11 protein-coding genes are annotated in these 13096 nt (G+C 51.0%); 7 read left to right on the top strand and 4 right to left on the bottom strand.

Going from position 1 to position 13096, the window contains the following annotated elements:
• The first annotated feature begins 177 nt into the window (after positions 1–177).
• From yiaY to OGV93_RS08585, 4 genes are all read left to right on the top strand, one after another.
• Complete coding sequence (gene yiaY / locus OGV93_RS08600) at positions 178–1329, top strand: L-threonine dehydrogenase (RefSeq protein WP_287109513.1); 1152 nt, start codon at positions 178–180, stop codon at positions 1327–1329.
• A gap of 92 nt (positions 1330–1421) precedes the next feature.
• Positions 1422–2960, top strand: coding sequence for an aldehyde dehydrogenase AldB (aldB, locus tag OGV93_RS08595; RefSeq protein WP_047359014.1), 1539 nt, complete (start codon positions 1422–1424; stop codon positions 2958–2960).
• Positions 2961–3144: 184 nt separating this feature from the next.
• Positions 3145–3468: a DUF3302 domain-containing protein gene (locus tag OGV93_RS08590; protein WP_016154947.1), complete on the top strand. Its 324-nt coding sequence runs from the start codon at positions 3145–3147 to the stop codon at positions 3466–3468.
• Between the two features lie 5 nt (positions 3469–3473).
• Positions 3474–4610 carry an HlyD family secretion protein gene (locus OGV93_RS08585; protein ID WP_016154946.1) on the top strand — a complete coding sequence of 379 codons (1137 nt, stop codon included), beginning with the start codon at positions 3474–3476 and terminating at the stop codon, positions 4608–4610.
• A 48-nt stretch (positions 4611–4658) separates the two neighbouring features.
• Here the strand turns inward: OGV93_RS08585 and OGV93_RS08580 are convergent, their stop codons facing one another.
• Complete coding sequence (locus OGV93_RS08580; RefSeq protein ID WP_287109512.1) at positions 4659–5612, bottom strand: LysR family transcriptional regulator; 954 nt, start codon at positions 5610–5612, stop codon at positions 4659–4661.
• Positions 5613–5733: 121 nt separating this feature from the next.
• On the opposite strand from OGV93_RS08580, the gene OGV93_RS08575 reads away from it, so the two are divergent.
• A complete protein-coding gene (locus OGV93_RS08575) occupies positions 5734–6474 on the top strand; it encodes a MipA/OmpV family protein (RefSeq protein WP_016154944.1) in 741 nt (246 codons plus the stop codon).
• Positions 6475–6710: 236 nt separating this feature from the next.
• Positions 6711–7184 (top strand): 4Fe-4S binding protein, encoded by a 474-nt coding sequence (locus OGV93_RS08570; RefSeq protein ID WP_094168827.1) that lies wholly within the window; start codon positions 6711–6713, stop codon positions 7182–7184.
• 34 nt (positions 7185–7218) lie between these two features.
• Here OGV93_RS08570 and avtA read toward each other — a convergent pair whose 3' ends face one another.
• Together avtA and malS are read right to left on the bottom strand one after the other, a co-directional pair.
• On the bottom strand, positions 7219–8469 hold the full coding sequence (avtA, locus tag OGV93_RS08565) for a valine--pyruvate transaminase (RefSeq protein ID WP_049042774.1): 1251 nt from the start codon (positions 8467–8469) through the stop codon (positions 7219–7221).
• A 176-nt stretch (positions 8470–8645) separates the two neighbouring features.
• Positions 8646–10676 carry an alpha-amylase gene (gene malS, locus OGV93_RS08560; RefSeq protein ID WP_287109511.1) on the bottom strand — a complete coding sequence of 677 codons (2031 nt, stop codon included), beginning with the start codon at positions 10674–10676 and terminating at the stop codon, positions 8646–8648.
• Between the two features lie 316 nt (positions 10677–10992).
• On the opposite strand from malS, the gene OGV93_RS08555 reads away from it, so the two are divergent.
• Entirely contained in the window at positions 10993–11817 is an 825-nt protein-coding gene (locus OGV93_RS08555) for a protein bax (protein WP_016154930.1), read from the top strand.
• A gap of 42 nt (positions 11818–11859) precedes the next feature.
• Here the strand turns inward: OGV93_RS08555 and xylR are convergent, their stop codons facing one another.
• Complete coding sequence (gene xylR, locus OGV93_RS08550) at positions 11860–13038, bottom strand: D-xylose utilization transcriptional activator XylR (protein WP_016154929.1); 1179 nt, start codon at positions 13036–13038, stop codon at positions 11860–11862.
• Positions 13039–13096 lie beyond the last annotated feature (58 nt).

Genomic DNA, 13096 nt, shown 5'->3' with positions numbered 1-13096 from the left:
ATTCAGGAATTAAATGAATTAATACAAAATAGATATTGATTGAAATAAGCACATTAGATTATGAACCTAATGTGCTTTTTAATTGTGGGTGTTATTAAAATAACAACCACGATCATATTTTGTTGGATATTTCACTCGTATGCTTCCTGACTCTTTAGAGTAATTAAGGATCGTACAATGGCTGCTTCAACATTTTTTATTCCTTCCGTGAATGTAATCGGCGCTGATTCATTAAAAGAAGCAATGAATACAATGGCGGAATATGGTTTTCGTCGTACGCTGATTGTCACGGATGCCATGCTGACAAAATTAGGTATGGCTGGCGAGATTCAAAAAGCATTACAGGAACGTGATATTTTCAGCGTAATTTTCGACGGTACGCATCCTAATCCCACGACCAGTAACGTCGCTGCTGGCCTGCATATACTGAAAGAAAATGAATGTGATAGCGTTATTTCCCTCGGCGGCGGTTCTCCGCACGATTGTGCGAAGGGCATTGCGCTGGTGGCGGCTAACGGCGGCGATATTCGCGATTACGAAGGTGTGGACCGTTCTGCAAAACCACAGCTGCCGATGATCGCCATTAACACCACCGCGGGCACGGCATCTGAGATGACCCGTTTCTGCATCATTACCGATGAAGTACGTCACATTAAAATGGCGATTGTGGATAAGCATGTTACGCCGCTGCTGTCCGTTAATGACTCCTCGCTGATGGTCGGCATGCCGAAGTCCCTGACAGCGGCAACCGGTATGGATGCGCTGACCCACGCCATTGAAGCCTACGTGTCTATTGCTGCAACGCCGATTACCGATGCGTGCGCGTTGAAAGCGGTCACCATGATTGCGGAAAACCTGCCGGTCGCCGTTGCAGATGGCAGCAATGCTCAGGCGCGCGAAGCCATGGCTTACGCGCAGTTCCTCGCGGGCATGGCTTTTAACAACGCTTCTCTTGGTTATGTGCACGCAATGGCGCACCAGTTGGGTGGCTTCTACGATCTGCCGCACGGTGTATGTAACGCAGTGCTGCTGCCGCATGTGCAGGTCTTCAATAGCAAAGTGGCTGCCGCTCGCCTGCGTGATTGCGCTGCGGCAATGGGCGTGGACGTTGCTGGCTTGAGCGCAGAGCAAGGGGCGGAAGCCTGCATCGCGGCGATCCGCGATCTGGCGCAGAAAGTGAATATCCCGGCCGGTCTGCGTGAGTTGAACGTGAAGGAAGAGGATATTGCCGTACTGGCGACCAATGCTCTGAAAGATGCCTGCGGTTTCACTAACCCGATTCAGGCGACTCATGAAGAAATCATGGCGATTTATCGCGCTGCTATGTAATTCGTGATACCTGTCGTAAAGCAGTAAATGGCTGGCGAATAATTCGCCAGCCCCGTCTACCCTTGTAGTACCCCCACAGCAAGGAGACGGTCATGACCAATAACCCCCCTTCAACGCGTATTTATCCCGGCGAGTATGGTTACCCTCTGAAGTTAAAAGCCCGATACGATAACTTTATCGGCGGTGACTGGGTTGCCCCGGTGGACGGCGAGTATTACCAAAACCTGACGCCGGTAACCGGGCAATTACTGTGCGAAGTGGCCTCTTCCGGCAAAAAGGATATCGATCTGGCACTGGATGCCGCGCACAAAGTAAAAGACAAGTGGGCACAGACATCCGTGCAGGACAGGGCAGCGATACTGTTCAAAATCGCCGATCGTATGGAGCAAAACCTGGAACTGCTGGCGACGGCAGAAACCTGGGATAACGGTAAGCCCATCCGCGAAACCAGCGCGGCAGATGTTCCGCTGGCGATTGACCATTTCCGCTATTTCGCTTCCTGTATTCGTGCGCAGGAAGGGGGAATAAGCGAGGTTGATAGCGAGACCGTGGCTTATCACTTCCATGAACCTCTTGGCGTGGTAGGGCAAATTATCCCGTGGAACTTCCCGCTGCTGATGGCCAGCTGGAAGATGGCGCCCGCGCTGGCGGCGGGTAACTGCGTCGTGCTTAAACCCGCGCGCCTCACGCCGCTGTCCGTGCTGTTGCTGATGGAAGTCATCGGCGATCTGCTCCCGCCAGGTGTGGTGAACGTGGTAAACGGTGCGGGTGGGGAAATCGGTGAGTATCTGGCGACGTCTAAGCGCATTGCGAAAGTGGCGTTTACCGGCTCAACGGAAGTTGGGCAGCAGATCATGCAATACGCCACGCAGAACATTATTCCCGTCACGCTGGAGCTGGGTGGGAAATCGCCCAATATCTTCTTCGCTGATGTGATGGATGAAGAAGATGCGTTTTTTGACAAAGCGCTGGAAGGTTTCGCGCTGTTTGCCTTCAATCAGGGTGAAGTGTGTACCTGTCCGAGCCGTGCGTTAGTACAGGAATCTATTTACGAACGTTTTATGGAAAGAGCTATTCGCCGGGTGGAGAGTATTCGCAGCGGCAACCCGTTAGACAGCGTGACGCAAATGGGTGCGCAGGTGTCGCATGGTCAACTGGAAACCATTTTGAATTACATCGATATTGGTAAGAAAGAAGGGGCCGACGTTCTCACCGGTGGGCGGCGCAAGCAACTGGGTGGCGACTTAAAAGAAGGTTATTACCTCGAACCAACCATTCTGTTTGGCAAGAACAACATGCGGGTTTTCCAGGAAGAGATCTTCGGGCCCGTGCTGGCCGTAACGACCTTTAAAACCATGGAAGAGGCGCTGGAAATCGCCAATGACACCCAATATGGGCTTGGCGCTGGCGTCTGGAGCCGTAACGGAAATCTGGCGTACAAGATGGGCCGTGGGATTCAGGCGGGGCGTGTATGGACCAACTGTTACCATGCTTACCCGGCCCATGCGGCATTCGGTGGTTATAAGCAGTCAGGCATCGGGCGCGAGACGCATAAGATGATGCTCGAGCATTATCAGCAAACCAAATGTCTGCTGGTGAGCTACTCGGATAAACCGCTGGGACTATTTTAATTTCTCATCACTTATTGCCCGGTTTTGCGCCGGGCATATCTTTATTCTGCAGTTATATATAAACCCATATATCGTTATATAAATAAGACGATTGCATCCAATCTGGTCATTCCACTACTATTATCAACTCTATTGTGTAAATCAAATTGCAGCCGAATTTTTAATTTAAATCCCTGAGGCAAATATGTTCCTTAATTATTTTGCATTAGGAGTGCTTATTTTTGTATTCCTGGTCATTTTTTACGGGATTATTATTCTGCATGATATTCCCTATCTCATTGCAAAGAAACGTAACCATCCTCATGCTGACGCAATACATGTCGCAGGCTGGGTGAGTTTGTTTACCTTACATGTCATGTGGCCCTTTTTATGGATCTGGGCAACGCTTTATCGCCCGGAACGCGGGTGGGGTATGCAAAGCGCGGATTCTTCCCTGATCCAGTTGCAGGCCAGGGTTGCCGATCTGGAAAAGAAACTGGGTGAGGCGAAGACCTCTCCGGCGGAGTAATATCGATGGATTTATTGATCGTTCTGACCTATGTGGCGTGCGCATGGTCAATATTTAAGATTTTTAAAATTCCTGCCAATAAATGGACAGTACCCACTGCAGCATTGGGCGGTATATTCATTGTTTGCGGGCTTATATTACTGATGAATTATAACCATCCGTATACATTTAAGGCGCAAAAGGCAGTAATTTCTATTCCCGTAGTACCGCAGGTCACGGGGGTCGTGACGGAAGTGACGGATAAGAAGAATACGCTGATCAAAAAAGGTGAGGTACTGTTTAAACTTAATCCGGGACGTTATCAGGCACGAGTTGATCGCCTGAAAGCTGATATTGTCACTGCACAACATAAAGAGCAGGTGCTGGTGGCGCAGTTAGACGAAATGCAAGCCAACACGCAGCGGGCAAAGGCTACGCGTGACAAGCTAGCTAAAGATTACCAGCGTTATGCGCAGGGGAGTCAGGCGAAGGTCAATCCTTTTTCTGAACGCGATATCGATGCGGCGCGGCAAAACTATCTGGCGCAGGAAGCAGCGGTGAAATCCTCCGTTGCGGAACAACAGCAAATCCAGAGTCAGTTAGACAGCCTGGTGCAGGGTGAGAATTCGCAAATTGCCAGCCTGAAAGCGCAGTTAGCCGAAGCGGAGTTCAACCTGGACCAGACAGTGGTTCGCGCGCCCAGCGATGGTTACGTTACGCAGGTGTTGATGCGACCGGGAACCTATGCCGCCGCGCTGCCTATGCGTCCGGTGATGGTGTTTATCCCTGATCAAAAACGGCAAATTATCGCCCAGTTCCGGCAAAACTCGTTGCTGCGATTGGAGCCAGGCGATGAAGCTGAAGTGGTGTTTAACGCCCTGCCGGGTAAGGTTTTCAGCGGCAAACTGGCTGCCATCAGTCCGGCCGTACCGGGGGGAACATACCAGTCGAATGGGGCGCTGCAATCCTTAAATTCTACGCCCGGATCGGAAGGGGTGATCGCCACGATTGAGCTGAATGATAATGTGGATGTGAACGCTCTGCCTGATGGGATTTATGCGCAGGTCGCGGTTTATTCTGATCACTTCACCCATGTGTCAGTGATGCGTAAGGTTCTGCTGCGTATGACCAGTTGGGTGCATTATCTGTATCTCGATCACTAGGCGCAGGCTATTTTGCTTACCATTTTGAACCTGGTACCCTAATTTCGCTTACTCAGGCTGCTGTTCCAGCGCCTGAGTAAGTTGCTGGCGGATCTCTGCCAACATCTCATCAAGAATAAACTGTACCCGCCATGGCTGATATTCACGTTTGCGGAAAATCACCACCAAATCCAGCCACCATTCATGTTGTTCTGAGAAACATGGAACCAGCGACCCGGATTCAACATCTTTTTGCACACTCGCATTTGGCGCAAAAACAATGCCCAGATGGTTACGTGCCAGCGCCAGTGCAGACTGTGTATTGTCGCAGACATAATTTCCGGTTACCCGATAATCGTGCATCTCCTTGCCTCCGGCAGAAGTGAAACGCCAGATATTAGCCTCATCTATCATCATGGAATCAATCAGGATACAGGAATGTTCTTCCAGTTCATCAGGGCTACTAATAGGATGTACTTTGATATACTCAGGGCTGGCAAAAGCCGTCACCGCATATTTGGTAATGAAACTGGCAACCAGAGATTCATCTTTAGGATGGGCATAGGTGATTAAAATATCACAATCTTCAGGGAAGTCGACACCTTCAAAAAATGCCTTTCGTTCCAGGTTACATGTTTTAAGTGAGAGGCTAATTCCACCGATATCCTGAATTTTTGCGATCACATGTTGCGATAAATAAGCAATTATGCCCGTCGGAGCATATACGGTTACCCGGCCACGTTTTTCGTGCTTATAATCAGCAATGAAATTATTGAGCTGATCGTTTCTGTCCAACATGTCATTGATGTAAGGAAGCAGCGCTGTACCAAACGGTGTGAGGGTGAGCTGTCGAGTGGTGCGATCAAATACCTTTAGTCCAACTTTGGATTCAAAATCAGCAAGATACTTACTAACGTTGGCTTGTGCGATGCCGAGAACCGTAGCGGCATGACTGATGTTTTCACTGGCAGCAATTACCGAAATAATCTTCAGTTCCCGGTGTTTGAGTTGTAATTTGTTCATCGCCAAACCCAATATATATATGTTTGTATATATTACTATATAAATATGAATCTTGCACCGATGAAATTGTAAGCATTATTATGCACGCGTTTTGTATCTTATTTTAAAATGGAATGTGGGCATGTTAATTAAACGCAATATTGTGGCGCTATTCGCCTTTTCATTTATGGCGAGCGCAACTGCCGCAGAATTTTCTATTGGCGGCGGCGCTGTATATAACGAATCTCCTTATCGTGGATATAATGATAACGTTCACGCAGTACCGCTTGTCAGTTATGAAAGTGAATCATTTTATTTTAGGCAAACAACGTTAGGTTATATTCTTTCAAAAAATGAAAGTAATGAATTTAGCATTACTGCCTCATACATGCCGCTTGAGTTTGATCCGGGTGATAACGACGATCAAGCGATGAAGCAACTGAACAAGCGTGACGCAACCGCGATGGCGGGTGCTGCATGGTATCACCATGAGAAATGGGGCAGTGTGAAAGTCTCCGCAGCAGCGGATGTGCTGGACAACAGCAACGGTTGGGTTGGGGAAATGTCTCTGTTTCGCCAAATGCCGATGGGCAAGCTGACGCTGACGCCGGCGATTGGCGTGCTCTACTATGACGAAAACTTCAACGAATATTACTACGGCATCTCTGGCAATGAATCCCGCCGTAGTGGGTTATCAAGTTACTCCCCTGGCGATAGCTGGACACCGTATGTTGGCCTTTCCGCTAAATACGCATTGACCAGCAATCTGACGCTGCTGGCCAGCGCCAACTATAGTGCGCTGCCAGATGATATTAAAAATAGCCCGATGGTTGACCGTGATGACAGCTTTACCTTTATGTCCGGTCTGACCTGGCGTTTCTGATTCTCACCCGTTTGTCCTCAGGGAGGAGGGCAATCTTTTCAATGTGGTAGTCCGGATAAGACCCGAAGCATCGTCATCCGGCCATTTCTAATGAGCTGGGCTTTACCGTTCGCGATTAGGCGGATCGCCATAGTTGTTCAGGCACCTGACAATATTTAACCGTTTCCCCTGTCCGATCAAAGCGACAGGGGCCGTCTCTCTGGCACTCTGTGGTTTTCACGCAGACGGAGGGAGCAATGAACGCGTTTATTATGGCGGATGCGGCAAAATGTATTGGGTGTCGTACCTGCGAAGTTGCTTGCGTCGTCGCGCACCAGCAAAACCAGGACTGCGCGTCGGTCTCTTCCACTGCGTTTACCCCGCGCATCCGCGTGATCAAAGACGACGCCTTTACGACGGCAGTCGCCTGCCATCAATGCGAGGACGCTCCCTGTGCAAATGTCTGCCCGACGCACGCAATTCGTCGTGAACATGGGCATATCTTCGTTGAACAGACGCGTTGTATTGGCTGTAAAAGTTGTATGCTGGCCTGCCCGTTTGGGGCAATGAATGTCGTCGCCCGCTCGTCACGGGTGCAGGCGATAAAGTGCGATTTATGCTGGCACCGTGATGCGGGACCCGCGTGTGTCGAAGCCTGCCCGACCAGCGCGTTGCAGTGTATAGATGCCGTCAGTATTCAGCGCCAGCGCCTGCATTCACAGCCGCTGTGAAGTGAGCCCGACCCGCTCTCGGGTCGGGTTTGCATTAGCCTTCCTGCCAGGCGCGTTCGATCTCTTCAGCCAGAATCTTCACTCCAGCTTCTATTTTCTCCGGTTCTGGCACGTAGTTCATCCGCATGCACTGATGCGTATGCGGCCAGGGTTTATCCAGACCCGGGAAGAAGTAATCACCGGGAACCATCAGCACGCCGCGCGCTTTCAGACGCTGATACAACAGTTCGGTGGTGATAGGCAAATCTTTGAACCATAACCACAGGAAAATCGCGCCCTCCGGTTTATGAATAAGGCAGCGATCTTCAGATAAATAGCGGCGAATGATCGCAATCGTCTCCTGAACGCGCTGATAATAAAACGGCTTAATCACCGTCTCGGACAGACGTAGAAGGTCGTTGCGCTTAATCATTTCGCACATGATTGCCGGACCCATTCCGCCAGGCGCGAGACTGATAATGCCGTTCATGTTGGTGATGGCGGTGATGATTTTTTCATTCGCGATAATGATGCCGCAGCGGGAGCCTGGCAGACCCAGCTTGGAAAGGCTCATGCACAGCACAATGTTGGGATTCCACAGCGGGCGCGCTTCGCTAAAGATGATGCCGGGGAACGGTACGCCATAGGCGTTATCAATCACCAGCGGGATCCCATGCTGGTTGGCCAGCCGGTCCAGCTTCATCAGCTCTTCATCGGTGATCACGTTGCCTGTCGGATTTGTCGGACGTGACACGCAGATCATGCCCGTCTCTTCACCGATGTGCAGGTGTTCAAAATCAACGTGATACTTAAACTGACCTTCTGGTAACAGTTCGATGTTTGGACGCGCGGAGACAAAGAGATCCTCTTCCAGCCCGGAATCGGCATAGCCAATGTATTCCGGAGCTAACGGGAACAACACTTTTTGCGTTGTTCCGTCGGCGCGGCGTCCGGCGAACAGATTGAATAAGTAGAAAAATGCGCTCTGACTGCCATTTGTCAGTGCAATATTTTGTGGCTCGATATCCCAACCCTGCTTCTCACGTAGCAGTTTCGCCAGCTCAGTCAGCAGCTCGGTTTTACCTTGTGGACCATCGTAATTGCAAAGCGCATCAGTGGCTTTGCCGTTTTCCAGCATATCTGTCAGCAGAGACTGAAAGTAATTTTGCATCTCTGGAATTTGCGCCGGATTGCCGCCACCGAGCATGATGGCGCCTGGAGTGCGTAAACCGTCGTTAAGGTCCTCCATCAGGCGTGTGATGCCTGAATGGCGGGTAAATTTGTCGCCAAAAAGTGAGAATGTCATAGCAGGTGGTCTGTCGAACTGAGTAGTAAAGTGGCTAACCATAGCGCTACCCATGGCAGGGTGCAAATCAGGGGTATCAGGCCGGATTGAGATTTTGTGCTGCTGATTTTTATTTGGCTGGTTTTTAATGTTGAGTAAGGCTTCCCGCTGCGTGGACAGCGAGAAGCCTGCCGGGATCAGGGCTGACCGGCCCACACCACCATCACCTTATCGTCGCCATGCTCACGAATAAATCCGTATCCCTGCTTCAGCGGCAGCGTGATTTGTTTACCGGCGCCAATGGCGGGATGCCTGGCCCTGAACTGACTGATTCGCTGCCAGTGGGCGACGCTGGCGGCAGATTTCCCGGTCACATCCTGCCAGTTCATCTCTGAGCGCGTACCCTGTAATGGGTCTGAGCCGGTTGGGCCAAAGGGGCGGGCCGACTCGTCGCCATAAAAGAGTTGAACCGCGCCAGGTGCCAGCAGCAATAGCTCGGCGGCGTTGTCTCCACCTTCGCGGAACAGACGTGTATCGTGCGAGGAGAGATAGCTCAGGACGTTGAAGTCCTGCAATTTATCCGCCATCTGCTGCCAGGTGGGGTCCATATTTGCCAGACAATCGACGGCCTTTGCCGCCTGCTCCTGGTAGTCGAAATTGATCATCGCATCGAAGCCGTGACGGTAATAGTCGCTTTGCATCACACCGTGACCCCAGGCCTCGCCAGTCATCCAGAAGGGGTTATCATCCAGCGCTTTTTCCGGATTGGCTTTCTTCCATTCGAGCAGCGCCGCGCTGGCCTGTGTTTTTAGCTGCTGCCAGGCGGGAAGCTCGACGTGTTTAGCGGTGTCGACCCGAAAGCCGTCAATCCCATAATCACGCACCCACTGACTGAGCCAGTGCGTCAGATAATCCCGGGGCGCGTAATCGGCGATGGCTTTGGCGTGCGTATCCGGCTTGTGCTGATAAAAGTTTGGCAGCCCGGAAGGCGTGGTGGATTCGGTTTTCAGATCGGGCAGGAAAGCCAGCGACATCGTCAGGTCGTCAAAGCCAGGATTGTCGTAATCGCCAATATCGGTGCGGATCCAGTTTTTTCCCCACCATTTTTCCCAGCCAGCTTTATCGCTAAAGTTGATGTAATCATTAAAACTGTGCCAGCTTTGCCCGGCGGATGGCTGCCAGTCCGTCCAGCGTTCCCCGAGCGTTTTTTTCAGTTCATCGCCCGATAGGTACAGTGCCCCAAACTGATACTCCTGCATATCCGCCAGCGTGGCGTAGCCGGTATGGTTCATCACCACATCAAACAAGACACGGATGCCGCGCTGGTGTGCGCCATCAACCAGCGCGCGCAGGTCCGCTTCGTTTCCCATATTGGCGTCAAGCGTGGTCCAGTCCTGGGTGTAGTAGCCGTGGTAAGCGTAGTGGGGGAAGTCCCCTTTGGCGCCACCGCCGACCCAGCCGTGGATTTGCTCAAACGGCGCGCTGATCCACAGGGCGTTGACGCCTAACTGTTGCAGGTAGTCGAGTTTGCTGGCGAGCCCGCGCAAATCGCCACCGTGGAACGTGCCAATTTCTTGCATGCCGTCGTTGCGACGCCCATAGCTGTGGTCGTTACTCGGATCGCCATTCACAAAGCGGTCCGTCAGGACGAAATACACCGTGGCGTTATGCCAGTCGAAAGCGGCGGGGGCATCGGTTTCCGCCCGTTCCAGTAGCAACAGCCCGTTACTGGTTGCGGTGGGCTGTAGGGTAATCGACCCGTTTTTTACCGTTGCCGTTTGCTGGCTGTAGAAATCACGCACCACGGCACCTTCCGGGAAGGTCTGGCTCACGTCCAGCGTTAAGGGTGAACCGTCCCATTTCGGGCATTGGCGAATCTGGGTGGTGACGGTGTCCTTAGCACTTTTTACCAACAGCATCAGCGTCGGCGTACCGGAGCGGGTATCGATTTCCAGCGTGTAATCGCCGTCTTTGAATAAACGCCACTGTGGCGGCGTGCCTTCACAAGGTTTTAGCGACAGCATCTGGTTGAGTTTTATCGCATCAGCAGGCTGCCAGCACTGTTGGTCAAAATTCAGGGTTAAAGGACGGGTACCCTTCGTCAACGCTGCATGGCTGACGAATTTACCCGTACCTTCCGCTTCGAAGGTGGGAAGTCCTTGAGACGTCCATGATGAGGCGATGGCAATGCCGGGCATTAGCGCCAGCGCAACGGCGGCAAGTTTCATAGTGCTGTCCTTGATGCTGCGATTTTCGCCAGTTTGCCAGCGAAATCAGGCCGGAAACTCCTCCTTTGAGTTGATTCCGCCAGGAGGAGAAGTGAGGGTGAGCGATCGCGTGCAAAAAATGAACTTATTTTGCGATAACCTCCACATTTTCTTCGAATTAATGGCACCCAGAACCGTTAATACGTGACATAGTTTCAGAATTGGACTATTCCTGTGGGTGCTCTTGACGGCTATTTTTGATATGATTTGAGATTCATCTCTCATTTTTGTGAAAAATATAAGGTGTTGGAATGTATAAATCCGACCAGGAGACCTAATGATATTGACTCCCATTCGACGATATGGGGCAATGATTCTTATGTTACTCACCGTTGCATTTTCGGGTGAGGTGCTGGCAAAGACACACACGGCGACAACGAGTCACAAGCCCCAGATAACCAAGGCAAGTAATAAACAGGTTAGCAGTAAACAAGAGTATTCTCGCAATAGTGCAAAGAGTAGTTCACTTCCTGATTTGCGAAAATACCCTTCCGGAACACCAAGGAAAAAAGCGTTTCTCCGGACAGTTATGCCTTATATTACCAGTCAAAATGCTGCCATTACGGCGGACCGTAACTGGCTGATTTCAAAACAGTACCAGAATCGCTGGTCACCGACTGAGCGTACGCGTATGAAAGACATCGCGAAGCGCTACAAGGTGAACTGGTCTGGTAACACGCGTAAAATTCCGTGGAATACGCTGCTTGAGCGTGTAGACATTATCCCGACCAGTATGGTGGCAACCATGGCTGCGGCAGAAAGCGGCTGGGGTACGTCGAAGCTGGCGCGGAGCAACAACAACCTGTTTGGCATGAAATGTGGCAAGGGTCGTTGTAACAATGCACCGGGTAAGGTGAAAGGCTACTCACAGTTTGAATCAGTGAAAGAGTCGGTGAATGCTTACGTCATTAATTTGAATACGCATCCGGCCTACTCTTCCTTCCGTAAGTCACGTGCGCAGTTGCGTAAAGCCGATCAGGAAGTCACCGCAACCGCGATGATCCATAAGCTGAAGGGTTATTCCACTAAGGGACAGAGTTATAACAACTATCTGTTCGCAATGTATCAGGACAACCAGCGTTTAATCGCCGCGCATATGTAATTTCGAGTGCCGGATGGCGACTTCGCCCTCCGGCTATCATCCTTATAGCAACACTTCACTGTTCACATCGCGATACTCTTTTGGCGTCGTGTCGTACTCTTTCTTGAATACCGAATAGAAATACTGCAGAGATGGGTAGCCGCACATCTGTGAAATTTCGTTGATTGAAAGCGTGGTAGAAATCAACAGACTGCGCGCCTTTTCCAGCTTTTCGGCATGAATCACGGCGTGAATGGTCTCTCCGACCTCTTCTTTAAAGCGCTTCTCCAGATTCGAACGTGAAATCCCTACTGAGTCCAACACTTGATCAACCTTGATACCTTTGCAGGCATGGTTGCGAATGTAATGCATCGCCTGAATAACGGCAGGATCGGTAAGTGAACGATAATCTGTAGACTGACGCGCAACAACGCGTACAGGAGGAACCAGAATGCGCTGTAAGGGTATCTCTTCGTGAGCCAGCAGGCGGTGGAGTAGTTTGGCTGCCTGATACCCCATTTGTCTGGCCCCCTGAGCGACGGAGGACAAGGCGACTCGTGACAGGTAACGGGTCAGCTCTTCGTTATCGATACCAATGACGCACAGTTTTTCCGGTACCGGAATATGCAGATGTTCACAGGCCTGCAGAACGTGCCGCGCACGTGCGTCGGTGACGGCGATAATCCCGGTTTGCGGCGGCAGAGTTTGCAGCCAGTCCGCCAGCCTATTTTGCGCGTGCTGCCAGTTCTCCGGCGCGGTTTCCAGCCCCTGATAGACGACGCCGCGGTACTTCTCTTTGGCAACCAACTGGCAAAACGCATATTCACGTTCTGCGGCCCAGCGTTTACCGCTTGAAGCCGGAAGACCATAAAATGCAAACCGGTTAATCCCTTTCTCTTTCAGATGCAGGAAGGCGCTTTCTACCAGCGCGTGGTTGTCGGTGGCAATGTAATGTACTGGTGGATAATCTTGCTGCAGATGGTAGGAACCCCCAACGCCAATGATCGGAACATCCACATCGACAAGTAATTGCGCAATATCATCATCGTCATAATCGGCAATAACGCCGTCGCCTAACCACTCTTTAATGTTATCAATGCGAGCACGAAAATCTTCTTCTATGAAGATATCCCACTCCGATTGCGACGCTTGCAGATACTCGCCAACCCCTTCAACCACCTGACGGTCGTAGGCTTTATTGGCATTAAATAACAACGTAATACGATGACGTTTATAAAACATGGTTCTTTTCCTGCTGAATCATGTAGATAAGACAATGCCGGTTGCATTAACCGGCATT

Origin of the sequence: Citrobacter sp. Cb031, assembly GCF_030336725.1 — a bacterium.
In the GTDB taxonomy this organism is placed as follows: Bacteria; Pseudomonadota; Gammaproteobacteria; order Enterobacterales; family Enterobacteriaceae; genus Citrobacter; species Citrobacter braakii.
Note: the sequence above shows the minus strand (reverse complement) of the source record. Positions and strands in the feature narration are given on the sequence as shown.

What these genes read in the sequence shown, in the direction of transcription:
- yiaY (WP_287109513.1), top strand. Translation starts at nt 178, where the DNA reads ATGGCTGCTTCAACATTTTTTATTCCTTCCGTGAATGTAATCGGCGCT.
- aldB (WP_047359014.1), top strand. Translation starts at nt 1,422, where the DNA reads ATGACCAATAACCCCCCTTCAACGCGTATTTATCCCGGCGAGTATGGT.
- OGV93_RS08590 (WP_016154947.1), top strand. Translation starts at nt 3,145, where the DNA reads ATGTTCCTTAATTATTTTGCATTAGGAGTGCTTATTTTTGTATTCCTG.
- OGV93_RS08585 (WP_016154946.1), top strand. Translation starts at nt 3,474, where the DNA reads ATGGATTTATTGATCGTTCTGACCTATGTGGCGTGCGCATGGTCAATA.
- OGV93_RS08580 (WP_287109512.1), bottom strand. Translation starts at nt 5,612, where the DNA reads ATGAACAAATTACAACTCAAACACCGGGAACTGAAGATTATTTCGGTA.
- OGV93_RS08575 (WP_016154944.1), top strand. Translation starts at nt 5,734, where the DNA reads ATGTTAATTAAACGCAATATTGTGGCGCTATTCGCCTTTTCATTTATG.
- OGV93_RS08570 (WP_094168827.1), top strand. Translation starts at nt 6,711, where the DNA reads ATGAACGCGTTTATTATGGCGGATGCGGCAAAATGTATTGGGTGTCGT.
- avtA (WP_049042774.1), bottom strand. Translation starts at nt 8,469, where the DNA reads ATGACATTCTCACTTTTTGGCGACAAATTTACCCGCCATTCAGGCATC.
- malS (WP_287109511.1), bottom strand. Translation starts at nt 10,676, where the DNA reads ATGAAACTTGCCGCCGTTGCGCTGGCGCTAATGCCCGGCATTGCCATC.
- OGV93_RS08555 (WP_016154930.1), top strand. Translation starts at nt 10,993, where the DNA reads ATGATATTGACTCCCATTCGACGATATGGGGCAATGATTCTTATGTTA.
- xylR (WP_016154929.1), bottom strand. Translation starts at nt 13,038, where the DNA reads ATGTTTTATAAACGTCATCGTATTACGTTGTTATTTAATGCCAATAAA.